The sequence below is a fragment of the Bremerella volcania genome (assembly GCF_007748115.1).
In the GTDB taxonomy this organism is placed as follows: Bacteria; Planctomycetota; Planctomycetia; order Pirellulales; family Pirellulaceae; genus Bremerella; species Bremerella volcania.
On record NZ_CP036289.1, the window covers coordinates 208,477 to 233,053 of the forward strand.

General features: G+C 55.4%; 23 protein-coding genes. 13 read left to right on the top strand and 10 right to left on the bottom strand.

The features are described 5' to 3' along the window. The first annotated feature begins 204 nt into the window (after positions 1-204). On the top strand, positions 205-1,104 hold the full coding sequence (locus Pan97_RS00920; RefSeq protein ID WP_144969879.1) for a glycosyltransferase: 900 nt from the start codon (positions 205-207) through the stop codon (positions 1,102-1,104). Positions 1,105-1,195: 91 nt separating this feature from the next. On the opposite strand, the gene Pan97_RS00925 is transcribed toward Pan97_RS00920, so the two are convergent. After that, positions 1,196-2,302, bottom strand: coding sequence for a hypothetical protein (locus Pan97_RS00925; RefSeq protein WP_144969881.1), 1,107 nt, complete (start codon positions 2,300-2,302; stop codon positions 1,196-1,198). 522 nt (positions 2,303-2,824) lie between these two features. Here Pan97_RS00925 and Pan97_RS00930 point away from each other — a divergent pair. Beyond that, entirely contained in the window at positions 2,825-4,144 is a 1,320-nt protein-coding gene (locus tag Pan97_RS00930) for a flavin-containing monooxygenase (RefSeq protein ID WP_144969883.1), read from the top strand. 88 nt (positions 4,145-4,232) lie between these two features. Beyond that, entirely contained in the window at positions 4,233-5,870 is a 1,638-nt protein-coding gene (locus Pan97_RS00935) for a sulfatase family protein (RefSeq protein ID WP_241676348.1), read from the top strand. A gap of 71 nt (positions 5,871-5,941) precedes the next feature. Here the strand turns inward: Pan97_RS00935 and Pan97_RS00940 are convergent, their stop codons facing one another. Continuing rightward, positions 5,942-7,423: a sulfatase family protein gene (locus Pan97_RS00940; protein ID WP_196782237.1), complete on the bottom strand. Its 1,482-nt coding sequence runs from the start codon at positions 7,421-7,423 to the stop codon at positions 5,942-5,944. A 282-nt stretch (positions 7,424-7,705) separates the two neighbouring features. On the opposite strand from Pan97_RS00940, the gene Pan97_RS00945 reads away from it, so the two are divergent. Continuing rightward, positions 7,706-8,062, top strand: coding sequence for a YciI family protein (locus Pan97_RS00945; protein ID WP_144969885.1), 357 nt, complete (start codon positions 7,706-7,708; stop codon positions 8,060-8,062). 72 nt (positions 8,063-8,134) lie between these two features. Here Pan97_RS00945 and Pan97_RS00950 read toward each other — a convergent pair whose 3' ends face one another. The 5 genes from Pan97_RS00950 to Pan97_RS00970 all read right to left on the bottom strand — a co-directional run bounded on the left by Pan97_RS00950 (position 8,135) and on the right by Pan97_RS00970 (position 12,121). Then, on the bottom strand, positions 8,135-8,581 hold the full coding sequence (locus Pan97_RS00950; protein WP_144969887.1) for a tellurite resistance TerB family protein: 447 nt from the start codon (positions 8,579-8,581) through the stop codon (positions 8,135-8,137). Between the two features lie 55 nt (positions 8,582-8,636). Continuing rightward, a complete protein-coding gene (locus Pan97_RS00955) occupies positions 8,637-9,080 on the bottom strand; it encodes a tellurite resistance TerB family protein (RefSeq protein ID WP_144969889.1) in 444 nt (147 codons plus the stop codon). A gap of 205 nt (positions 9,081-9,285) precedes the next feature. Continuing rightward, entirely contained in the window at positions 9,286-10,677 is a 1,392-nt protein-coding gene (locus Pan97_RS00960; protein WP_144969891.1) for a sodium:calcium antiporter, read from the bottom strand. A gap of 54 nt (positions 10,678-10,731) precedes the next feature. Continuing rightward, complete coding sequence (locus tag Pan97_RS00965; RefSeq protein WP_144969893.1) at positions 10,732-11,664, bottom strand: SRPBCC family protein; 933 nt, start codon at positions 11,662-11,664, stop codon at positions 10,732-10,734. 133 nt (positions 11,665-11,797) lie between these two features. Next, positions 11,798-12,121, bottom strand: a complete 324-nt coding sequence (locus Pan97_RS00970; protein ID WP_144969895.1) for an ArsR/SmtB family transcription factor — start codon at positions 12,119-12,121, stop codon at positions 11,798-11,800. Between the two features lie 256 nt (positions 12,122-12,377). Here Pan97_RS00970 and Pan97_RS00975 point away from each other — a divergent pair, with 256 nt between their 5' ends. The 4 genes from Pan97_RS00975 to Pan97_RS00990 all read left to right on the top strand — a co-directional run bounded on the left by Pan97_RS00975 (position 12,378) and on the right by Pan97_RS00990 (position 17,274). Continuing rightward, positions 12,378-13,808, top strand: coding sequence for a DUF2254 domain-containing protein (locus Pan97_RS00975; RefSeq protein ID WP_261342384.1), 1,431 nt, complete (start codon positions 12,378-12,380; stop codon positions 13,806-13,808). A gap of 137 nt (positions 13,809-13,945) precedes the next feature. Then, positions 13,946-14,707, top strand: a complete 762-nt coding sequence (locus tag Pan97_RS00980) for an ATP-binding cassette domain-containing protein (protein WP_144969899.1) — start codon at positions 13,946-13,948, stop codon at positions 14,705-14,707. A gap of 66 nt (positions 14,708-14,773) precedes the next feature. Then, on the top strand, positions 14,774-16,336 hold the full coding sequence (locus Pan97_RS00985; RefSeq protein WP_144969901.1) for an ABC transporter permease/substrate-binding protein: 1,563 nt from the start codon (positions 14,774-14,776) through the stop codon (positions 16,334-16,336). A 155-nt stretch (positions 16,337-16,491) separates the two neighbouring features. Further along, the gene (locus Pan97_RS00990) at positions 16,492-17,274 is read left to right on the top strand and encodes a class I SAM-dependent methyltransferase (RefSeq protein ID WP_165698547.1); all 783 of its coding nucleotides are present in this window, start codon (positions 16,492-16,494) and stop codon (positions 17,272-17,274) included. Positions 17,275-17,369: 95 nt separating this feature from the next. Here Pan97_RS00990 and Pan97_RS00995 read toward each other — a convergent pair whose 3' ends face one another. The 3 genes from Pan97_RS00995 to Pan97_RS01005 form a co-directional block, all read right to left on the bottom strand. Beyond that, positions 17,370-18,497 (bottom strand): prenyltransferase/squalene oxidase repeat-containing protein, encoded by a 1,128-nt coding sequence (locus Pan97_RS00995; RefSeq protein WP_144969905.1) that lies wholly within the window; start codon positions 18,495-18,497, stop codon positions 17,370-17,372. 364 nt (positions 18,498-18,861) lie between these two features. Continuing rightward, positions 18,862-19,149 carry a co-chaperone GroES gene (locus Pan97_RS01000; RefSeq protein WP_105351520.1) on the bottom strand — a complete coding sequence of 96 codons (288 nt, stop codon included), beginning with the start codon at positions 19,147-19,149 and terminating at the stop codon, positions 18,862-18,864. Positions 19,150-19,340: 191 nt separating this feature from the next. Further along, complete coding sequence (locus Pan97_RS01005; protein WP_196782238.1) at positions 19,341-20,015, bottom strand: endonuclease III domain-containing protein; 675 nt, start codon at positions 20,013-20,015, stop codon at positions 19,341-19,343. A gap of 163 nt (positions 20,016-20,178) precedes the next feature. On the opposite strand from Pan97_RS01005, the gene Pan97_RS01010 reads away from it, so the two are divergent. The 5 genes from Pan97_RS01010 (at position 20,179) to Pan97_RS01030 (ending at position 24,379) form a co-directional block, all read left to right on the top strand. Then, a complete protein-coding gene (locus Pan97_RS01010; RefSeq protein ID WP_165698548.1) occupies positions 20,179-20,919 on the top strand; it encodes a CPBP family intramembrane glutamic endopeptidase in 741 nt (246 codons plus the stop codon). 74 nt (positions 20,920-20,993) lie between these two features. Further along, positions 20,994-21,878: a HEAT repeat domain-containing protein gene (locus Pan97_RS01015; protein ID WP_144969909.1), complete on the top strand. Its 885-nt coding sequence runs from the start codon at positions 20,994-20,996 to the stop codon at positions 21,876-21,878. A 347-nt stretch (positions 21,879-22,225) separates the two neighbouring features. After that, on the top strand, positions 22,226-22,873 hold the full coding sequence (locus Pan97_RS01020) for a hypothetical protein (protein WP_144969911.1): 648 nt from the start codon (positions 22,226-22,228) through the stop codon (positions 22,871-22,873). 28 nt (positions 22,874-22,901) lie between these two features. Then, positions 22,902-23,540, top strand: coding sequence for a hypothetical protein (locus Pan97_RS01025; RefSeq protein WP_144969913.1), 639 nt, complete (start codon positions 22,902-22,904; stop codon positions 23,538-23,540). Then, positions 23,537-24,379: a hypothetical protein gene (locus Pan97_RS01030; protein ID WP_144969915.1), complete on the top strand. Its 843-nt coding sequence runs from the start codon at positions 23,537-23,539 to the stop codon at positions 24,377-24,379. Before Pan97_RS01025 ends, Pan97_RS01030 begins: the two co-directional genes overlap by 4 nt. Positions 24,380-24,577 lie beyond the last annotated feature (198 nt).

Here is a 24,577-nt window from a genome sequence, read left to right on the forward strand (position 1 = left end):
AATCCAGGTTACGCAACGCTAGCTGCTAGCCTGGCTTCTTAGCATCGTTCTGCCAGCGGCATCGTCGGTTTTGAGGCAAAACAGGTAAACTTGTGACCGCATTTGGTCCGAATTATTCCAACGTGAGCCCCGGCCAACTAGCCCTACCTAGCGTACCTTGGTCTTCCCCCTGAGTGTCAGGCCGCGGCAGAAGGATAAGTTTCTGTGCTGAAAGTCTCGATCGTCATCCCGAGCGTTGACAACGCTCACCGACTGGAAACGACCTTGATCTCGCTGCTGGAGAATTGTCCGAGCGAGTGCGAGATTGTCGTGCCTCATTCTGGCTACTACGACGACCCCTACGATATTGCTGATGAAGTCCGCCTGATCGAAGTTCCCGCGGCTCGTAACGAAGTCGAACTGTTGGCGGTTGCCTGGTCGATGTGCAAGGCTCCGATCGTCCACACCTTGGCCACTGGGGCGACCGTGGAAGCAGGCTGGCTGGAAGAAGCCCTCGCTGGTTTCCAGCGCCCAGAGGTGATGGCCGTTGCCCCGCAGTCGCACTACAACGACTCCAACGAACCTGTTCAGGGGGTCCTGGCCGATGACTTCGGTCTGCGTGCCGCCGCCTCGGCAGCTACCATGCAAGCACCGATGCTGCAGGCAGGCTTCTATCGCTATTCGTTGCTAGCAGCGGTGGGTGGTTTCTGTACGCGGATGGAGCAAGTTGCCGACCTCGATATTGGTCTTTGGATTGCCGAAGCAGGGGGTCGGTGCGAAGTGGCAACTGGTTCGCATGTTTACTTGAACGAGCCCAACGATCTGGGCCGCGTGACCGCCGATCGGATTCGTCTGGCAAGGACACTGCAGTTGCGGCATCAAGAGTGGTTCGCGTCTCGCGGCAAGACAGGCGGCAAATTGGGCTGGCTGTCGCGTAGCGTGGGAAGTGGGTCTATTGCCACGATGATGTCCGCTCTAACCGCGAAAGCGGATGCCAAGGCTGCCCTGCATCGCCTGCCAGACTTGGACGACGTACGGGCCGTGATTGAAGGCCGCGATCAGACCTTCCGCTTCGATCCACGCAACGATCATCCTGGTCCGCGGCTACATCGTAGTGCTGCCTAGGCCAGCTGATCTGCAGAACGCAATAGCATAAAAAAACGCGTCCAGAAAACCTGGACGCGTTTATGATTTCTTGTTTTGCCAAGCCGCCAAGTTACACGCTGGCAACTTCCGATTCTTCGACGTCGGCTTCGTCTTCTTCGCTCTTGACGGCGTAGAAGAGATCACGGGTCGCGGTCAGCAACTGGCAAGCTTCGGCTTCGCCTGGCTTCTCTTCGATCTTGCGGCATAGCGATTCAAGGATCGCACGACCTTCTGGCCAGCGAACGGCCATGATCTTCTGGCAATCTTCCAGAAGCTGGTAAATGCGTGCTCGCGTGACGCCCAGGTTGCGGGCCTGCATGCGAACGCTCTGCGGAGCTGATTCGATACCGAGACGACCAGCGGCCAGGTCATGAACCGTTTGGCCGGCGTCGGTCAAGATCTGCTGCAGCATCGGACGCGTAAGGCGATCCATGACTTCGCTACGGCTGACCGGCGCTTCGCTGGTCAGGCGATCCAATCCCCAAGTTTCGAGGACCGGCACCATTTTGGGACGCAGGGCGATTGCCAGGTGTGGCTGGCCTTGGGCGAGGTCGAGCGTTTCGTGAACGCGGTAGAAGACTTCGAGAACGACGCGGACGCGCTTCTCGCCATGCGTCTTCAGGCGGCGAATCTCGGCCAGGCTATGACCCATGTAGAACTCGAGTGGCGTGTTCCAAATGACGGTTGGCAGATCGGTCAGCGTTGGAGCCAGGCGGCCAAGACGTTCGTTACCCAGATTGTGACGACGAACTGTTTCTCGCCAGCGAAGCCACAAGACTTCCGAGACGAGGGATGGATCGAACTTGCCGTCAGCATCCAGCGGGCTCTTGGTCGAGAAGTTGTCGTCAGCCGGGGCTTCCTTGGCGGCAGCCTGGGAAGGCTCGAAACCGGCGTCTTCCTTGGTGGCACGGTTCAGCAGCGTGACCAGCGAGCTGATCTTCTTCTGACCGATACCCGGGGTTGCCGAGAGTTCGTCGAATGGCGTTGCCAACAGGTCGCCGATCGTGCGGCCGAGAAACGCCAGTGGCAAGCGACGATCGTTGGGAAGGGCCCAGTAAGCCAGCGGCTTGTCGAGACGATCCGAGTACTTCTTATCTTCGAGAAGGCGTTGTTTGACCTCATCGAAACTATTGATCAGCTGGAAGTCTTCCGCTGAAGTGATCTTATTAAAACGCATGTGTAAAGCCTCTTCTAAAGTCCTTCCAACAACTTGGGTCTGGTTGGGTTTGGCACCTTAGGGGGAAGTGCCTAGGGTTAAAAGTGCAGGAGGTGTTCCGGAGTCTCCTGGTTAACGATATCCCGTGAAATGTAATTGTAACCTCTCACAAAAGAATTTCGCTACCTAAGAAACTTATTATTTCGAGATTTGACAAAAAGACAACATTTTTTGAGTGCGGCAGTCCGTGCATGGACAATTAATTACCACGAAGCATAGCTCATAGACGTAAAGCATGGGAATTAAAAAGGTTATGGAGCCAATCTGGAATATCATAAAAAATGTTAATTAAGAGTTGAAACACCGTCTCGGCGATTGGGTTTCTGTTAAAAATCTCTATTCAAGTGAAAAATATCTATGAGCACGTTGTGATCACCATTTCGTAAGGCGGGATACTCCCAAGTTCGATCTCGATTTATGGCATAGAATTTCGCGCAGTAGCGGCGATCTCGAACAATTGAAAAAATCGTTACAATTGGCGGCATGACCTCGCAGCATGATTTTCGTGTTCTTGTAATTGGCGCAGGACCATCCGGGCTTGTTGCGCTAAAAAACCTGCGCCAACTCGGAATTGACGCCGTTGCGGTCGACCGTAATTCGGATATCGGAGGCAATTGGAATATCCAATCGCCCCATAGCAGCGTCTATGAATCGACTCATTTGATCTCCTCGAAGGGGATGACTCAGTTCGTCGATTGCCCGATGCCAGAGGAATATCCTGAGTATCCCAGCCACCGCGAAGTGCTGGCATATTTACACTTTTACGCAGAACGCTTTGAGTTGGATCGCTTTGTTCGGAAAAAAACTTCGGTTCTTTCCATTAAAAAACGGGACAATGCCTGGCAGATTGAGCTGCAGGAAGAAGGAAATCCCGGGAAAGCCACCGAATCGTTCGATGCCGTGGTCATCGCCAACGGCCACCATGCCAAACCCATGATGCCGACTATTGCTGGCCAGTTTACCGGCGAGTTACTGCACGCTCACGGCTATAAGCATCATCGCCAGTTGGAAGGAAAGCGGGTTCTTGTCGTCGGAGCGGGCAACAGCGGCTGCGATATAGCGGTCGAAGCCGCCATTCATGGTCAGTCCGCGGCGATCAGCATGCGCCGCGGTTACCACTTCTTCCCCAAGTTCATTCGCGGTAAGCCTGCCGACGTGGTGGGGGATCGGGTTCGCCGCTGGCCGATTCCACGATCCTGGCAGCGAAGACTCTCGCAGTTTGTGGTCGACTGGACGATTGGCAAGCCGCAGCGATACGGCCTGCCTAAGCCTGAGCATGGCTTGTTTGATGCCCACCCGATCATCAATTCGCAGCTTCCTTACTATGCGGGGCACGGGAAGTTACAGGTCTTCCCTGACGTTCGTTCGATGGACGGCGAGTCGATCGAGTTCACCGACGGTCAGCGGGAAGCGTTCGACCTGGTCGTCTTCGCAACCGGGTATCAGTTGGAGTTTCCTTTTATTGAGCAGGACCTGCTCAACACACATAACGGAGTCCCCAAGCTGTACCTGCACGCGTTTCATCCGACCGACGATACGCTGTTTGTGGCCGGCATGATCCAGCCCAACAGCGGTCAGTGGCAATTAACCGATCTACAAACGCAGATCATTGCCCGTTTTCTGAAAGCAAAGCACGAAGGTCGCCCGGTTGCTGAGTCGTTCCGGGTCCAAAAGCAGTCCGGCGGAACAGGTATCCGTTCGCGCGACCACTTCCTGGCGACGGCACGGCATCGACTGGAGGTCGATTACTTCGATTACCGGAAAACGCTGACGAAGATCTTGCGTCGATTTGAACTGTCGTAGAATCGGCGCGTGCGTTGCGGTCCGCTTCGGTCTAGAATGCAATTCTTCGATTGCACTCGCCGAATCCCTCTTTCTGGACAGCCCCAACATGATGCGACGCACCTTACTGCTTGTGCTGATGGCCCTGTGCCTGACGAGCTTTGCTAACCGAATTCACGCGGAAGAAACCAAACGCCCCAACATCTTGTTTGCCTTTGCGGATGACTGGGGGAAGCAGGCCAGCATTTACGGCCAGTTGGAGCCTGGCGGCATCAACGACGTGGTGAAGACACCCCACTTCGATGCGCTGTCCAAGCGGGGTGTGCTCTTCAAGAACGCATTCGTGAATGCTCCATCGTGCACGCCTTGCCGTAGCTCGCTTCTTTCAGGGCAGTACTTCTGGCGAACCGGCCGCGGTGCCATTCTTCGTGGTGCGGTTTGGGATCCGACGATCCCCAGTTATCCGCTGCTCCTTAAAGATGGCGGTTACCACATTGGCGAAACATACAAGGTATGGAGCCCCGGTACACCGAACGATGCACCGTACGGCAGCGGAAAGTATGGCTATCAAAAGGCGGGCAGTTCTTTCAATCAGTTCTCGCAACGCGCGACCGCTTTGATGTCCAGCGGCAAGTCGGCGGATGAAGCGAAAGAAGAGCTTTACCAACAGGTCCGCGGCAACTTCGCCGACTTTCTGAAAGATCGTCAGGAGGGGCAACCGTTCTGTTACTGGTTCGGTCCGACCAATGTGCATCGCAAGTGGGTCGCCGGCAGTGGCAAGAAGCTGTGGGGAATCAATCCTGACGACCTGAAGGGGAAGATGCCAGCCTTCTTGCCAGACGTTCCGGTCGTTCGCCAAGACCTGGCCGATTACCTGGGCGAGATCCAAGCATTTGATGCGGCGTTGGGGATTCTCATCGAGCAGTTGAAAGAAGCAGGCGAACTCGACAACACGCTGATCGTCGTTAGTGGTGACCATGGCCCGCCAGGCTTCCCACAAGGGAAGTGCAACTTGTACGACTTCGGCACGCATGTCGCGCTGGCGGTTGCGGGGCCTGGGGTTCATGGTGGCCGTGTGGTCGATGACTTTACGATTCTGCCAGACCTGGCTCCTACGTTCCTGGAAGCCGGCGGTCAGGAGATCCCCGAGGTGATGACCGCTAAGAGCTTGTGGCCGGTATTGAAGTCCGACAAAGAAGGCCTCGTCGATCCGGCTCGCACCGCGGCTTTTACCGGACGTGAACGTCATGTCGAAATGGCTCGCGAAGGGAACCTGCCTTACCCGATGCGAGCCATTCAAACGGCCGACTATCAGTTGATCATCAACTTTAAGCCCGACCGCTGGCCGATGGGGGATCCATACAATCTAGGTACTGACAATCCACCAACGCAGGATGAACTGGTCAACAAGACGTTCGTGACCTTCCCGGATGACGACGCCGGTCCTACCAAGGCGTTCATGGTCATGCATCGCGCCGATCCCGAAGTGAAGCCGATTTTCGATCGCTGCTTTGGGAAACGATCGGCCGTGGAACTGTACGACCTGAAGAACGATCCGGATCAGATGACCAACGTCGCGGATGATCCGAAGTATGAGAAGGTTAAAGCAGAACTGACGGCCCGGTTGATGGAAGAATTGAAGACCAGCGGCGATCCTCGCCTGGTGGATGAGGGCAAGTTCTTCGAGACGCCCCCGATGGCAGGTCCGCTGACAGGCGACGGCCCGAAACCGAATCGGAAGCGGTAAGCCCCAACGAAAAAAGCCAGGAGCGGTGCACTCCTGGCTTTTTCTTTTCGGGAGCAATTGCAGCAGGCAGCTTACTTGCCCGCTTCGATCTGGGCCAGCAGCTTCTTTAGCTGCTCGAACTTTTCGGGGTTCGCTTTGGCGACGTCGTTTTCTTCGCCAGCATCTTCCGAGAGGTCATACAACGTGTAGCCTTGGTTTTTATTTTTGCCTTGGCGTACCAGCTTCCAGTTCCCCTTTCGCAGGCCGATGCCGCGGGGCGATTCTTCGACCACGTAGTCGCGACCCTTGGCATAGGCTTCACCTAGCAATGTCGCTTCCAGCGGCTCACTATCGGGCAGTGCCCCGGCCGGAACTTTCTGGCCGACGATCTCGGCGAAGGTGGCACCCAGGTCGGTGGTCGTGATCATCTTGTCCGAGGTTTGACCTGGCTTCACGACGGCGGGCCATTTGACGATGAACGGCGTACGGCAGCCACCTTCAAACGGCGTGTACTTGCCACCGCGATACGGTCCGGCTGGCAGGTGATCGCCCAGCTTTTCGACGGCACCATCTTTGTAACCGTCGTCCAGTACCGGGCCGTTGTCGCTGCAGAAAACAATCAACGTGTTGTCGGTCAGGTTCAACTCGTCGAGGGTCTTCACCAGTTCGCCGACACACCAGTCGAGCTGCACGATGGCGTCGCCACGCAGTCCGAGGGAAGTCTTACGCTGGAAACGTTCGTGCGGCATTCGTGGGACGTGCAGGTCGTGGGAAGCAAAGAACAGGAAGAAAGGTTCGTCTTTGTTGGCACGGATCCATTCGTTCGACTTCTTGACCCATTCGTCGGCCAGGTCTTCATCGCGCCAGCGAGCCGCATGCCCACCGGTAAAGAAACCGATACGGCCGATGCCGTTATGGATGGTGTTGTTGTGCCCGTGGCTCCAATCGAGCTTCAGCGTTTCGCGTGCCGTCACGCCGGTGGGCTGGTCGTTAGGGTTCTTGTTACCGACCCACAGAGGATCGCTCGGATCGAGATCCCGCACGCGATGGTTTTCGACGTAAACGCTAGGCACGCGATCGTTGGTGGTGGGCAACAGGAAGCAGTAGTCGAAGCCTAGTTCCAGCGGGCCTGGCTTCAGTTCTCCATTCCAATCAGGACCATCTCCTTCACCCAGACCTAAGTGCCACTTGCCAACGACAGCCGTTTTGTAGCCAGCATCTTGTAGGACTTCTGGTGTGGTCTTGGTGCCTGGTTTGATGATCGAGGTCGCGTTCGGCGGAGCAATGCCGGTCCCGTTCTGACGGAACGCATACATGCCGGTCAGAAAGGCAAACCGCGTTGGCGTACAGGTCGAAGTCGAGCAGTAGCCGCTGGTGAACTTCAAGCCATCGTTGGCCAGCGCGTCGATGTGGGGCGTAGCAAGGGCCTGGGCTCCGTAGCATCCGACGTCACCGTAGCCGAGGTCATCGGCCATGATCACGATGATGTTGGGCTTTTTGGTTTCTGCCGAGGCAAACGACGTCATCACGCAGGCCAGCAACAGGCCGGCCCAAACAGGCACAAGAGACTTCATGAGCGAGATTCTTCCAGATGGGGTGAAGGGGGAATTCAGAACGGAAGCACGATGGTCTATTCTAGTCACAACTGACGCGAGATATCTAATCGATCAGGGCACCTTCTAGGGGAGATTGATTCCAAGAGACACGTGGTGGAGTTTTTCAGCCACAATAGTAGTTGTCTGACGGACAAAAATTTTCCGGACGAAAGTCGAATTATTGCCTTATCGTTCGACTATGGGTTGTCAGCCACTGCCTGCTGCGTGGCGGAAACTATCCCTTTCCCAGAGCGCTAAACGATGAAATACATTCTTCTCATGTACCACACCGAAGGGGTCTTTACGCAAGAAGAGCTAACCCAAGAGATGCAGAATGCCATTGGTCTGTGTGAAGAGCTGGTCGCCAAAGGACAGTTTGTGGGGGCCTCGCCATTGGAGACGATCAGCACGGCAACCAGTCTGACTGCCAAATCGGGACGCACCGAAGTCCGCGACGGGCCGTTTGCCGAAACGAAAGAACAACTCGGGGGCTACGTGATCGTGGACGTCCCGAACCTGGACCAAGCGATCGCGATTGCGGAAAGGTTTCCGGCTGCCAAGCGAGGGACGGTCGAGATCCGCCCGCTGTTTCCGCTGGAAGGTATCCCCGTCGCTTGACGCGTCCAGCAAGAAAAGACCATGCCCAAGCGCGAGGGACGTGGGCATGGCAATGGTTGGTAGCCAGGGTCGCTAGCCTTGGTTTTTGAAGACCATGACCTGAACAATCGTCTTGGCGCGGTTCTTGTCCATCTCGAGCTTGATCATCAGGTCGTCGATAAACTCTTTTTCATCCGGCTCGACAACCCCGTCGGCCAGCACGATATCGCACGCGTTGGCGAAGGCCGTTTCGCGGAGTTCTGGAGGAATCGCCGGCACGGCTGCCGCGATCAGCTTCTCAGGACCACCTCGTTTGAGGACGCCCATCAGGCGATCCATCATCGAATTGAATTTGTGCGGCGGCACATGCTGATACATCTTCATACGAACCAAGGTGGTGACCAATGTACCTACTTCTTCGTCGGCAATGTGGCCATCGCATGCGGATGCGGCCAGGAGTGTGCCTGCGAAACCTTCTTGTGGTCCGAACTGTTCCGGAGCGAAGGACGAATCGTCTAATACATCATCGAAAAGTGACATGAATAAGATCCCAATCGGCGGAAGGTTGGAAGTTCGCGAGAGCGATACCGGATCGCTAACCTTTATTTTTGATGACCATCACTTCGGCGATCGTTTTGGCCGTTTTGCTATCGAACTGCAGTTTCTCGCGCAGTCGATCAATGAAGGCCTTCTCGTCGGGTTCGACGACTCCGTCGGCCAGCACGATATCACAGGCATTGGCGAACGCTGCCTTGGCGAGTTCCTTAGGGAGCGTTTCCGTGCAGGAATCGATCAACGCATCGACCCCTTTCTTCTTCATGAAGCCGTGCAGTTTGTTCAAGGTCTTGCCGTACTGCCGGCCGTCGTATCGCTGGAACAGTTTCATGCGTACCAGGCAAGTGATCAGGCCGTCGACTTCTTCTTCGGCGATGTGTCCGTCACATCCGCTGGCCCCCATAAGGATTCCGGCAAACGATTCTTGAGGAGTCAGCTTTGAGGAACCTTCCATTCCTCCGAATAACGAGTCAAGTAATCCCATCGTCTGGATGCCCTTTATCGACAATTGCTTTAGTAGATACGTCGTAAGATGAGAACGATTTGGAAAAGTGATGCCGCATGAGTGCGTCGGTAGACATCGTACAAAAGAAATTATCGTGTTGCCTCAAAAATCCGGGGGAAAATAAGGGTGCAGATTCAGGCAATCTTGCTTGTGGGTGAATGTCTCCGCCGAATTCAATTCGAGCCTACGTTCCCAAAAACAACTGCTCGAAGATGCCCACGATGCTGAATCCAAAGGAACCGGCGATCGCATAGCCAATGAACAAGGCATACAGGAAACATAGGAAGTACGATTTGGCTCGCGTCAACTGGCGACGATGCCAAAGCACGAGCAAGGTGATGGCGGAAAGCGTGACCAGGAGCAGACGCAGGTCGACCAGTCCCTCGATCGGTTTGCCATCTTGCACCAACTGCACCGGCTGCCAGCCAATCAAATAAGAATTGACCAGCAGCGGAATCGACAGACAGATGCAAATGTCGAAGATGTTCGAGCCAAAGACGTTCGACACGGCACCGGAGTCATCACCGCGCATCGCGGCTCCGATCGAGAGAAACGTGTCCGGGACACTCGATGCGGCGGCAGCAAGAATCACCGCCACGAAGAAGACCGGTACGTTCAAGACGTGCGCCGTTTCGTTGGTAACTTCGACTAGCCAGTAACATGAGATGGCCGCGATCCCCGTGCAGACCAGAAGAACGATCGTCGCGGTGAGGCCGTTAAGCGGAATGTCGAACATCCCGTACAAGGCCCCAGCCGAGTCTGTTTCGTCTTCTTCATCTTCATCGGCCGAGCTTTTGATCTTCTCGACCAGCATGTGCGTGGCTTTGATGTTCTCTTCCTGCAGCGTCGCCACGATCTGCTCGGTGGGCGTGTCGTGACCGACTTCGCCCAGATGGGCATGAATCGCATCCATCGCCCGCTGATAACGCTTGGCATCGACAAACAAGTGAACGATGTAGCCGACGTACATCCCGATGAAGACCAGTCCCATCCACCAATGCATTTGATCGTTGAACAAGAAGGCGATTAGCACGAGTTCGCAGGCCATGAACCACATGCCATCCCGGGAGATGACTTCGGGTTCGACATCCACAGTTGGCTGCGACTTGCGATAGATCGAAATGACGATGCCGCAAAACGCCGGGATCAAGATCATGTTGTAGACGGCACTGCCGGCACACGTAGCCAGGGTGCTGCCGTACCCTTCGGCTCCGGTCTGGGCCATCTCGGTGACGGAATCACTTTTCACGCTCATCACCGCCACGACGACGAAGAAGATGCCGCTAAACAGTTCCGGCATGCTGCTGGCGACGGCATCAAGCGTCGCACCGCGCACCGAGCCTGGTAGCCGTAGCTTCTCGCCCACCCACTGGGCCGCATCGGCGAAAGGATCGCAGGCTTGCCAGATGACGATCGAGATCAACACGACCTGAATGATCAGGAATCCGATTTGAATGTTAAGTACCCAAGGAGAAAAGACGATCAGCAGGACGAGCGAGGCGATGGTGACGCCAATGGCAATCCAGTCGGGTCCCCCTTTATCTTCCTGATTGCTCGGATCGACATCCTGACTCATGCACGGCTCCTGGAGGCGTGCAAGCGGCACGCCGGTGAGGGGAAAGGTGGGGATTTACTTCAGTGGAAGGTAGATCTTTGTCCGCAGTTGATCAATCGGGGTCTCGTCTGGATTGTTCTCGTAGATCTCAAACGCACTGCAACTGCGTTGCTTCAGCTTTTTATAGCGCACATGCTGATTGGCGGCGCTCCAACCGTTGCCCAAGTGATTGTAATCCCCTAAGTGCTCGACGCAGAAGGCCTTGGTTTGGGGACAAGACCATTTTTCGAGCGGTGCCGGTACTTCGATATCGCCTGCCGGCAGGATCGTGCCGACAGTGAACTCGCACGTTTGCTTACCGATATGGAACTTGTGGTACGCCGCCATCAGTTGTCCCTCGCTGGGCAGATTATGCTTCGCGTACAGATTCATCATCTCTCCGATGGCTCCCTGCATGGTCCCGCCGATATCTTTCAGCGAACAGGAACGTCGCAGACCGGCCATATGAATGGGGCCTACTTCTTCGATGCCGAGGACATTGGTCTTACTGTTAATCGTGCCGGTCTCGATCCACTCTTTGAGCATCTTGAGACCTCGGTCGTAGTCCATTCCGATGAAGCCCTTCATCATGCCGGTCATCCAGAACATGAACCAGGGAAGGGAGCCATCCATGTGCCAGGTAAGCTTGGTGCCCAGCCCGGACGGCTCGACGTCGAACGCAACGTTCGACTTCGAGGCGAACGGTTTCAGAAAACGAATCTCATCTTCGATGCGCCGATTAGGGTCGAGCTTGATGTGCTCGATTTCGCCGGCTCCGACGACGTCGCCTGACCACTTGTAGAGAGAGCCTTTCGAGTTCGAGTTCTCGCTGACGGTTACCTCGGCATCGGGTTCCGCGCACAGCCAAGGAGACCAGGTCGTCCACGTTGCGTAGTCGACGACCTTCTCGTAGACCGTTTGCGGAGGCGCGGCAATCTCGATCGACTTTTCGACATGGAAGCGCGGCATCGTTGATTCCTTACAGCGGATAGGATGGCTCGGGGACCCGACTTGATTCGTTTATGCGGGCTAGGAGGCTTGGAGAAGTTCCGATTATGGAATTCCCTGCTAGCTGCGTCAAAGATTTTCGCGCGGAAAGAAACTATTCACAATCGAGGTCGAAGGAACAGCAGCCAAAGTCGATGCGGCGGACCTGGGCCATCGATTCATCTTTGCCTACGGCGGCAACATCGGGATGTAGCGAGTAAATCACGAAACGGCCCTGCTTCTCGGTCTGGACGACGTCCGCGTGCCGCAACACTCCTAGATGATGCGAGACCTTCACGATCTCTTCCCCCAGGGCTTCCGACAGTTGGCTGACGTTCATCGGACCGGAGAAGAGGTGTTCGACGATCCGCAGGCGATCAGGATCCGCGAGGGCCTTCAACCGACCAGCGCAAAGCTCGTATTCACGTTTCTTTTTCATGGAATCTCGGATGTTCCAGGCAATCGTGGTTGGCTAGGACGGTTCGGAGAGGTGCATCGGATTGTAGATGCATTCATCTTATTTCGCTAGGTGATCACTTTTCGCTAGAGTTACTCTGCCTCTCGGCCCATATGAAAGACAATTGGTTTCATTTCATTTCGAGTTCGTCTTGCACGTCGTGTCGGTCTATGATCGAGAATAACTCCCGTCGGACGAAACTGGGATGAAGATTGTTCCTCAAGCACTGACGCGCCAAATGTTGTCTCTCAAAAAGCTGCTAAATTATTCGAACCGCCTGCAACACAGCCTCTGGTTTGTGCCTGTTCTTTGCACGTTAGGGGGCGTTATGGTCGCCATCCTCATGCTGTGGCTCGACCATACGTTGAAAAGATCTTGGGAAGATTTTTTCTGGCTGGAAACCACAGCCAATGGCGCCCAGACCGTTCTGTCGACGATCGCCGGCGGAATGATCACCGTGGCAGGCATCGTGTTGTCGATGGAGATGGTCACGCTTTCGATCACTTCTTCGCAATTTGGCTCGCGCGTCCTGCGCAGCCGATTGGGAGATCGGACAACCCAGTGGACGATTGGGGCGTTCATGGGCACCGCCGTCTATAGCCTGGTGGTGCTGAAGATGGTACGGAAGCTGGGCGAAGACAACTTCTTCATCCCCCATCTGTCCGTGATGGCGGCAATTTTATTTGCCCTGGGGAGTCTGATGATCTTGCTCTATTTCATCCACCACGTCGCGATGATCGCCCAGGCGCCTGAGATTGTGGCGAGCCTGGCCACTGACTTGCGGCATTCGATGGAGCGGATTTTTCCTGACAAAATTGGCGATCCACCGCCGAAGGTGAACTCGCATCTCCGCGAGGTGACCGATGAGGAGTGGGACTCGCTGAAGAACGGCATCACTATCGAGTCGACTCGCGAAGGATACATACAGGGAATTGAAGGGGACGACCTGATTGCATTGGCTGTTCAGCACAACTTGATCATTGAGCTTCCCAAACGTCCCGGAGACTTTCTTTCCACCGGCGAAACAATGGCCCGAGTCGCAGTACAGGAAAAGATTGACCAGACCAAGGTCGCCCACGCGATCAACGAAGCCTTCTTTATCGGCAATAATCGTACGCCATGGCAAGATGTGAACTGCTCGGTACACGAACTGTCGCAGATGGGTGTCCGCGCCCTGAGCCCAGGCATCAACGATCCGTACACGGCGGTTAATTGTATCGATCGCCTTTCTTCAGCGTTGGCTCAGCTTTCCCAACGGCAAATGCCGGCGGCGAATCGCTTCGACCATGATGGGCATCTTCGCTTGATCGTCGACCGTCAAACGTTCTCGAGCGTGATGCACGCGGCCTTCGATCAAATACGCAGCTATGCCGTAAACAGCGCGGCCGTGTCGCAGCGTTTGATGGAAGGTTATCAGCGTATTGCGGATGCCGTAACGCATGAAGACCATGCCGCGGATGTGCTGCATCAAGCACGGCTTACGATGGAAGGGGCACTGGAACAGCCGCATCATCCGGCCGACCTGAAGATCATTCAGGAGCAGTACGAGCGGCTGACCAAACAGCTAGAACCGCTGCTGGAGAAAAAGGAAGATCCCCAGGCCGATCAAAACCCAGTCGATGAGGAATCGAACGAAGAAGGGGAGGCAAGCGGCGAAGTGATTGGGTAGGCTGCATCCCCATGGTGAAGCCTCGAAAAATCTTTCTGTCCTAACGATCACTCTTTTTCGCTGTTAACTGGTGAGCGGATGTCGTATTCCCTTGGTTCCTTCTCCCGCCAAGCTCGTAAGAAGCGAGAATATAGCCGATGATTCAACTCAAAGATCTCTGCAAATCGTGGGACGGAGGCCAGACCTTCGCGGTCAAGAATGTCTCGCTCGAAGTGCCTCAGGGTAAAGTCCTCGCGCTTCTCGGCGGCAGCGGAAGTGGCAAAAGCACGACCGTGAAGATGATCAATCGCCTGATCGAGCCCACCTCTGGCAGCATCCTGGTGGGCGGCGAAGATATCACCCACCAAGATCCCGTCCAGCTTCGTCGCCGGATCGGTTACGTATTTCAAAGCATCGGGCTCTTGCCGCACATGAACGTGGCCGACAACGTGACGCTGCTCTTGAAGCTGCAAGGTGTTCCTGCCGACCAGCGAACGGCCAAAGCCAACGAGCTATTGGACATGGTCGATCTGCCACACCAGACGTTCGCCAAACGACTACCAAGCGAACTCTCAGGCGGGCAGCGTCAAAGGGTCGGGTTTGCCCGAGCGTTGGCAGCCGAGCCGAAAGTGATGCTGCTGGACGAACCGTTCGGGGCGCTTGATCCGGTGACCCGCGATACGCTGCAAATCGAATTTAGTCGTATTCAACGTTCCCTCGGGTTGACGGCCGTGATCGTCACCCACGATATGGCCGAAGCGTTGCTGCTGGCGGACATCATTGCCGTGATGAACGTGGGCGAGATCTTGCGGATTGGCACCCCCAAAGAGCTTCTGCAAGATCCCGGCGATGACTATGTGGCCAAGCTACTGGAAACGCCACGCCGTCATGGTGAACTCGTACGAGAATTGAGCGCCTAATTTTTTGACTCAAAACCCCTCACCTAGCCCTCTCCCCTCAGGGGCGAGGGGACAAGATATAGAGCCATGTTCGATGCTGATTTCTGGAGCCGTGTGCCGTATCAACTGAGTTTTCTGCCGGACCGACTTGGCGGGCACGTCTTCCTGGCGTTCACTTCGATCCTTGCCGGCGTGCTGATCAGCATTCCGCTGGGGATCTTTTGTGCGCGAAGGCCCAAGTGGGAACAGGTCGCGGTAACGATTGCCAATATCATTCAAACGATTCCTGGTATGGCATTGCTGGCAATCATGGTGTTTGCCTTGGATCGCACAGGCGTCCTGCCTGCCTGGATCGCCTTGGTGCTTTACAGCATTCTGCCGATCTTGCGAAACACGATCGCCGGCATGAAGACGGTCGACCCTGGCTGTATCGAAGCGGCGGACGGCATCGGTTTGAACAAATGGCAGCGGCTGCGAGTCGTCGAATTACCGCTGGCATCGCCCACAATCATCGCTGGGATTCGTACGGCTTCGGCCTGGGTCGTAGGGGCCGCGACGTTGGCATACCCGGTCGGAGCAACGAGCCTGGGGGACTACATCTTCGCCGGTTTGCAAACGACTAATCCGGTGGCCTTGTTTGTCGGCTGCGTGTTCTCTGCCGGACTGGCCCTGCTTTTGGATATGCTGCTGGGGGGGCTCGAACGGGCCTCGCAGCGACGCAGCAAGGCCTGGGCGTTGGGTTCGATCGGCGGGATGGTAGCCGTCGCGCTGAGTCCCCTTTTTCTGAAAGCCATGCAGCCGCAGCCGACACTGACGCCAAGCGATCGCTTGGCTGAGGCCAGCGAGTTTATCCAGGAGAAGCCGTACGTGATCGGCGGCAAACCGTTCACTGAGCAGTATATTCTGATCGAACACCTGAAAGAAACGCTGAACGAAGCGAACCGCGATACGGAAGTCAAGGCGGGTCTCGGGTCGACGGTCGTACTGCAGTCGCTGCAACGTGGCGAGATCGACTGCTATGTGGACTACTCCGGAACGTTGTGGGCCAATGAAATGAAACGCGCCGATAACGTCTCGTCGGCGGAAATGTTGATCGATATTGCCACCGACTTGAAAGAGAGCAGCGGGGTGCTCACGCTCGGGCCGCTTGGCTTCAGCAACGACTACGTCTTCGCCATGCGAAAGGAACAAGCGGAAGAACTGGGGATCCAATCGCTGGAAGACCTGGTTGTCCACGCCGGTGATTTGACGGCCGCATGTGAGATCGAATTCTGGTCGCGCCCCGAATGGAAGAACGTGCAATCGCAATATGGTTTGCAGTTCGGTGAAACGAAGTCAATGGATGCAACGTTGATGTACGGGGCACTGCTTCGGGGGGACGCGGACGTCATCGTGGGATATCGCACCGATGGCCGCTTGGCCACCGACGAGATCATTGAGTTGAGCGATCCACGGTTCGTCTTGCCTCCTTATGACGCGGTGCTTTTGGTTTCGCCTCGGCTGGCCAAAGATCGTGCCGCGACCGAGCGTCTGCGGAAGATGGTCAATACGATCTCAACCGAACAAATGCGAGGCGCGAACGGAATGGTCGACATCGAGAAGAAATCGGTGGTAGAAGCCGCAAAAACTTTAGATCCTCCGACCATGTAAAAAAGGCGTCGAATCTTAATGCGGACATGTCTGGGGCAACTACTTTCGTATCATTCAACCAATCCCTCATTTTGCTCCTATCGGTGCACCGGGAATCAGGGCACAATGACAAGATTGCCCAGCGGGCTCCGTCTTCCTTCTACGAGAACAATCTCTTGACACCATTTGAAACGGTCGATTGCTACGACTATCCCAAGTATTGGGACCTATCTTTCCAAGACGAAACGGAGCTGGAGTGCGACTTCTTTGAAGATGTATTCAAACGTTTCGGTCAAGGAGACACACATCGCGTGCTGGACATCGGATGCGGAGGAGGACGCAATGTTGTTGAGATGGCGACACGCGGCTTCAAAATGCTGGGCTTGGACAATAACGAGGCCTCTCTAGCCTATCTTGCTCGACAACTTTACGAGAAGGATTTAAACGCCGAGACCGTGTCGACCGATATGGCCGACTTCCAGATCGAACCCCCTCTCGACGCAGCACTGTGCACGTTCAACACGTTTCGGCATTTACTGACCGAGGAGCAGGCCGAAAGCCATTTGCATTGCGTGGCACGTGCTCTGCGACCCGGCGGGCTTTATGTCTTGGGCTTTCACATCTTGCAAGACTACGACGATCCGGAGTGTGAGGAACATTGGACCAACCGGGACGGCGATGTCGAAGTGACGACCACGTTGGAAGTGGTTCAGTCGTGTCGGGAAGAACGACTGGAAACACTGCTGTTTCATCTGCAGGTTCGCGACGGTGAAAAACAACTACGACTGAAAGCCGAGTATCCTTACCGAATCTATAACCCAACGCAGTTTCGAGATTTGCTGGCGAAGGTGCCAGAGTTTGAAATCTGCGAGGTATACGACTTCAACTACGACATCGACGATCCGATGCCGTTTGACGATGAAATCAGCGACGCGGTTTTCGTGCTGCGAAAGATTTAGCCAACTGAGCAAATGCTTATGAAGCAGCGCGCATTAAAGAGGTCCGACGAGTCATCTCGCCGGACCTTTGTCGTTGTGGCCATCGCACGCCGTGACTAGTCGGCATCTTTCTGCAGATGAGCCAAGGCCAACAGGCAGTATCCGGTAACCAGATTCGGATCGCCTTCCATCCAACGCTCGGCCTTTTCGTTGACCCAACTGCCGTTCTCCTGCTGGCGGCTGATCAGCTCGTCGGTGAACTCCTTCCGCCAGTCATGCTTCTTCCCATCTGCCGTGACGAACTCGTCTTCGCCGTAGGCTTCCAAGGCTTTAGCGACGGTATGGTAGTAATAATACAGACCGGTATCGCCCATGCCGGGGTTTTGCTCGGTGTCGTAGTTCTTACCAAGCCAGGCAACGGCCGCTTTAACTCGTTGGTCGTCCTTGTCGACGCCAGCGTAGATCATGCTTTTCAGACCGGCATAGGTCATCGAGCCGTAGCTACGCAGGCCACCATTTTCGGTTTGGCCGGCCTGGCTGCTGCCGCCAGCGGCGATCGTGTAGTAGAAGCCACCATCGGGGTTCTTCGGAGCGAACTCGAATTGGTTATGCGGCGATTCCAGGTTCTGGCAGCGGCTGACGAAGATCAGCGCCTTTTGCATGGCAGGATCGTCGGCACTCGTGCCGCTCTCTTTCAAGGCCTCCATCAGAAAGGTGGTGTTCGACATGTCGGGACGCGAGTGACCGCCGTAGCCGGCGCCGCCGTAGAACGCGTCGTCTTCGCTCTTGCCTTCCTCGTTGTCCCATTGCAGTCCTTTGAGGAACTTGTTGGCATCGGCGATCAGCTTGTCGTACTGACCTTCGTTGTTGGCGGCGATGAAGGTCAACAAGCTCAGGCACGTTTCATAGTTGCGATGACTGGTACCTTCCAGGTAGATACCGCCATCTTCTTTCACGTGCTTTTCCAGGGCAGCCAGACCTTTTTTGACGGCCGGATCGAGCGGGGTACGTCCGTGTTCCAACAAACCGAGCGTGCAAATCGCGGTAACGCCGATACCAGCGTTGCTGCTGAATGTGCCGTCGGGGGCCTGACCTTGAGTGGTCAAGTAGTTCACGGCGTTCTGGACGGCCTTTTCGTAGGCAGCGTTGTCGGCGGCATGAACGACGGCCGGCGAAATCAACAGCGAAGCCAAAAGCAACATTGCCAGGCAAAAACGTAAGGGATTCACGAGCAGTTGAGACATGTAGGAGACCTCTATCTCTAGGGAAAATAAGTCAACTCGGATGACGAAGCCAGGCGTCATCGGGCGGGTTGCTAGGTGCTCGTTGCTGCCCAAAAGCGATGGCAGACCGCACAGGGGAGTCGATTGGCAGAGCATCGACCCAAATTGGCACCGTTGCGAAGCCCAGGGTGAACCACGACGTTCACCATGAAACCAAGCAGGGAACAAATAATTGTAGACCGAGAAACCGAAATTAACCACTCTGCGGCGAGATGTTGGCCGCACACCAGCGGATTCTCGGTGATCTCTTTCGCTAACCCTTTTAAAACCAAGGGTTAGCGAAAATATACGGCGCCGGAATGTGTGGAGGAACGGTTCGAAATGTCTAGCCGCGGACAGCCAGGATGTCACTTTCGGCCATGATGAGGAGTTCCTCCCCTTCCACTTTGATTTCCGTACCGGCCCAGCTGCTGAAGATCACTTGGTCGCCTTCTTTGACGCTCAGTGGTGCCTTGGTACCGTCTTTCAGGACATGACCATCACCAACGCTCAGGACACGACCCTGTTTCGGCTTTTCTTGAGCACTGCCTGGCAAGACGATGCCGCCGGCTGTGGTTTCTTCCGATTCCATTCGCCGCACGACCACATTAGCTCCCAGGGGAACAACTTTCATACTTGCTTCAACTCCGGCTCAAAACAAAAAGGGGCACGCAAAGTCGCAAAAGATGCAAGGAATGATTCTGACACGCCGATGGATGCGTTTCAAGAAGTGACTATCTAGAGAATGGAAGCATGGGACCCGCTAAGGGGTAGATAAGTGCGGCTTGTGGGGGATTGGTAAAAAATCCTGTCAGACACAGGTCGTTAAACAGGCTCTTGGATGCCTGATTCCGGCAGATAACAGGCCAACGGGCAGCCTTGGCACTTGGGTGTTTTGCGGCAAAATTCGTTGCCAGTGCGGACAATCAGCGCATGAAACTCGTTGTAATGCTCGACTTCGCTGGGTACCTGACTAACGAAGTGATCTTGGAGCTGGTGATAGTCGGCCTCCCACTCAATCCAGCCATGCCGCTTTAAAATGCGAGCCGTGTAGGCATCTACCACGAATGTTTTCAAGTTGCCGGCATAAAGAAGAATCGAGTCCGCCGTTTCCGGGCCAATTCCGTTGATGCTGAGAAGCTCCTCACGAAGCGTCATCACATCGTGCGAGAACATCCACTCCAGGTCCCCGTCGTACCGGGTGACGACGTGATCGATCAGATTGGCCAGTCGTTTCGCTTTCAAGCGATAATACCCCGAAGGGCGGATGATTTCGGCCAGTTCTTCCTGCCGGGTCGCATGCAGTCGATCCAGGTTCAGCAGACCTTCCTCTTTCAGGTTGGCGATCGCCTTCTCGACGTTCTTCCAAGAGGTATTCTGGGTCAGCACGGCACCGATCATGATTTCCAGCGGCGACTCACCAGGCCACCAGTCTTGCGGGCCGTAATGCTCTAAAAGCTTTTCAAAGACGGTATTTAAGGAAACGTTCGAGTCGCTCAACAGAGAATCCACACAGGCAAAGGATCGATTGGGGGAGGCGATGTCCGGTCGTAACAGTTGTTCCAGTCAGGCGACGAGGAATCAAGTGCTGCTGGCATAAGTTCCGACGGGAATGTATGTGGAAACCTCGCTAGACCAACGATTGCCAGCAAAGAACGAGCGCATGTCCGCCCCGGAAGTGGAACTGGAACCTCAAGAGATCAACTATTGGCAGGCCACCGCTCGCCCGCTGACGAGTTTGATCTTCGTGCTGCCGATGCTGGCCGTCTACGAAGCCGGCGTGTTGATGCTGGGGCCTGATGCGATTCGCAACGGGGTCGATGTCTGGCTGCGGCAATTCCTGGGCTTGATGGGACTGGGGCAGTATTTCCTACTGCCGGTGCTGACGATTGCCATTCTTCTGTCGTGGCATCATTTGAAGTCGTATCCGTGGCAATTCCGGCCGACCAATCTGCCACTAATGGCCGCGGAATCGATGGTGCTGGGACTATTGCTATTATGCCTGGCTCACTTTCAAGCGTCGGTCATGCAGATGCAGGTCGTTGCGGCCAATGCCGGTCCGGAAGTCGATGTGACTACCAAGCAGGTCGTCGCTTACTTCGGGGCAGGCATCTACGAAGAACTGTTGTTTCGCTTGATGCTGATCCCGGTGCTGATCGTTTTCATTCAGGGATTCGCGTTCCCTAAGCTGGTGGCAACCTTCGCCGCCATGCTCATCAGCAGCCTGGTCTTTGCCGCGGCGCATTACAACTTCTTCGTCGCTGGCGGCGATCCGATTGACGGCTATACGTTTCTGTTTCGTTTATCGGCCGGGCTGATCTTCGCGTCGATCTTTGCCCTGCGGGGGTTTGGCATCGCGGCGGGATCGCATGCGATGTACGACGTGCTGGTGGCGTTTTCTTAGTACGCTGTGGTTTCGGTTATTTGCGTGACGGATCGAGTTCTATTGGGGTATAACTATCCCCATGGAGGCATGCCATGCACGAAACCGAAGGTGTTCCGTCGCGTCGTTCGTTTTTCCAACTGAGGATCAGTAGTGCCCTCTTTTTGCTGCTGCTGATCGGCCTGGGCTTGGGGTGGTGGTCGGACCATACGCGTTTGTCGCAGCAGTTGGCGAAGTCGGAGCTCGAGCGCGACATCAAAGCGAGTCAAATCACGCTCTTGAACTCGTACAGTGTGAACCCGTTCGGCAGCACACCGAATGTATTTCTAACGCGGAGCAGGCGAACCTTTTCGTTCACCGCGAAATCGCCGGAGCATTTCATTGAACTCATCCGCGATGTGCGAACCGACCTCAATGCAGGCGATTGGGCAGAGGCCTTACAGAAAGCGGGGGATGACTATGACGCGACCGTCGAGAAGCTCATTCAACTCCTGTCAGATCCCGAGGATCGGATTCGCCGGAATGCGTGCATCGTGCTTGCGGGGCAGTACGACAACCAGATTCGCGAGAAGATGCAAAAGCATCACCCCGAGCTGGTCAGAAAGCTGTTAGACATCATCAAGCTGGGTACTCCCACCGATTCGGACACCCTCGATGCGATTAAATTATTGGGAATGATCGGGCCAGATGCCGAGAGTGCGGTGGGGGCATTGGCGATCATCTCGCACGATGAAAAGCACCCGCAAGCAGTCTTCGCCACCATCGCAATTGGAAACATTCGATCTGGTTCCGATCCCGGGCCCAGACTGATCGAGCTGCTCAGCGCGGGTAACCCCGCTCAAGACGCCGCAGTAATAGCCCTTCTCGATATTCGCCCGGCAGACGAAGTGCGAGTCCTGTTAGAGGAACTCTATTACACCAGGCAGAAGGATGCCGATAAAATCGCGATTGCGGGTTTGATCTTGCGGGCCGGGCTTTAGAGCGGCTTCCCATCTCAAGAAATAACTCGACCGCAGCCATCATCGAATCAACCCCCGATGATTCGACGTGGCCACGGTCGATGCCTTCCATCTGCCTGAGTATCTCCCCCAAGACCCAGGCAAATTGTCGATCGTTCGGTACCTTGGATCTTACCGACCGATCCTCCCCTCGTTGTATCGTCTCGCGGCCGCGAGTAAGTGACCCGTTTCCCCGTCGAGCCAAGCAGGTTATCTGGATATCTCCACCCTGGTTGCTTCGAATCGGTGAAAAATGTGGAAAGAAGCTGTCTTGGCCATTAAAACTAGTACGAACATCCCCCCTCAGAACTCGTTAGGAACTTCCGGAAGTGGCCACGATTTCGACCCAGGATCTATCGCAGCTGCCAGGCGTGGCGAAGCTTGAAGCCCTGCTTCAATCGTTGGCCATGCTCGAGGCCATCCTGTGCCCCGAGTGGGAATACCGCTACTACTCGTTCAACGCCAAGTGGGGAAAAGGAGAGCGGATGGGATCGATGCGAAATGGAAGCGGCGACGAATTCTTTGCCTTGTTCAACAAATACGGTTGCTTCCTGAAAGGATATGAGCACGAGTGCCAGTTTGCGAAGCGGCCCGAGCTTGGCAGTCAGCTCTACGAAGGCGTACCGCAGCCGTTGAAAGGAGGCGTGACCGAGCCTGCGTTCTCTCCGGAGAACGTCACGTTCTGCCTCTGGCGGGCCGCGGATGGTTCGCACTGGGAACATGCCGACTTCAAGCTTCCCAAGGGAAAAGACCCGGACGGATCGGCGTACCTTCTGTCGCATCTGGACGGCAACCCGGAAACGTATTGCCAGTTCGCCGAAGAGTACTACGAGGTGGAGGTCGATCCGGAGATCGTAGCGGCAATCTACGAGCATCAGCCCCTGACCAAGCCAATGGCGACCGGCTTGAATGCTGACGCCGATTGGAAAGACATCAAGGCGGATGCGAAGAGATCGCTTACCCGCTGTAGGGCTTGACGCGTTTTCAATCGGCAATGGAAATGGAATGAGTGAGATCGAACAGGACGAATCACGACAGCCCGCCAAGCGAGCCCAGTTTCCGCTTTGGTTTTTGTTGTTCGTCCTACCCACAATTGCCGGTCTGGGGATTGCGATCTACACGAATTGGCACGAACAGGCCAGAACGCGGGCGGACCTCATCGCTCAAAGGGCTGTCCTGCTCGAAAGGGTCGCGACGCTGGAATCGGAGATTGCGTTGGTCGAGCAGATTAGCCGCCAGATTCAACAGCGTGCCGACCGCTGGAAATCAACCGAAGCCGTGGTCGATTACCTTACGCGATATAATCAACTAGAAGGACGCTCAGGCGACGAAAGCATTTCTGCATGGGACGAGTCGCGTTGTTTCTTTGTGCAGGCAGACGAGCAGAAACTCCATCGCCTGATGAAACGGATCCAGGAAGAATATCCCAAAGGTGACGTCAGCAACCAGTTCCTGCTGTTGGACTTCGCAGTGCGTATTCCCCAGTTCTCGCCTGACTATACGGCTGCATTGGCCGAAGATGCACGGCAACTGGCGGAAATGGTCCCGAGTGATGGGGATCCGCTTCTCAAAAAACAATCGATACGGCTTCGCGAGGCGTTTGGCCTCCCGGTTTCGCCCGTCGAGTATGGGGACGCGCCATGAGCGGTTCTCCCGCGAATAATACGTATCTATGGCTGGGCGGTATATCGGCCGTCATCATCGTAGCGCTGGCAGGCGTACTGTTCGGCCAAATGCGTTTCATCGCTCAGCAGAACCATCAGCTGATGATTGAGAATCAACGGATTGAAATTCAACTCGACCAGCTTAAAACGCGTTTCGACATGCATGGTGCCCAAGTCGTCGCGAAGCTCGATTCGGGGCTGCCGTTGGTATCGGCGGCTGATTACCGCACGCTCAACATCCAGGACGAACTCAAGGGGCCGATCATGGGTGCCCTCATCCGTCAATTGAAGGACGATCGCTTCTTCGTCAAGTTGAACGGGCTCACCGGACTGGCCGCTATGGCGCCAGATCTAGGGCGTCGTGAAATCTTCGCACCGATGGTCGTACCCGCCGTGATTCCCACACTGAAAGACGAGCGGCTGCGCGTCTGGGGGATGAGCGTGCTCAACCAATACCAGCGCCATGCCGCGGCCGCGGCACCCATGGTTTTGGAAACGTGTGACGCCACGCGTTGGATCCGTGTTACGTCTTCCATCAAAGATGCGCGGATCATGGACCCTCAATGCGACTACATGCCCCTTTTAATTCGACACATCGAACAAAGTGAAGACGACTGGAAAATCACCCTCGTCCGCTTGCAGCACGGCTTCACGGACGAGGAAGTATTGCAGGCCTATGAAGGGGCGCTGGAACAAGCGTCAAATGAGAAGCTGAAACGTCGCTATTCCGGCATCGTGCGTTACTTGAAGAACCAGCCGCCAACAGGTTCCGCTCCGCCACCACCACGCAGTGTTGAATCGTATATTGAAGAAGATTGACGACGCCCTGCCCGTCGACTCTGATGTGAATTCGCTCTAAGTCAACAGGCGAATTGACCATTCGTTAGAGGTCATTTCGCGTGGCTTTCCAGCTCAGCTTTGTAGTGGTTACTCGGCACAAAATAATCGCTTCGTAAGCCGCTGTCTGGCAACCACTTAGCTCTTCCGTTAATTGGCTTCCCCCTAGTAGTTCCGCGC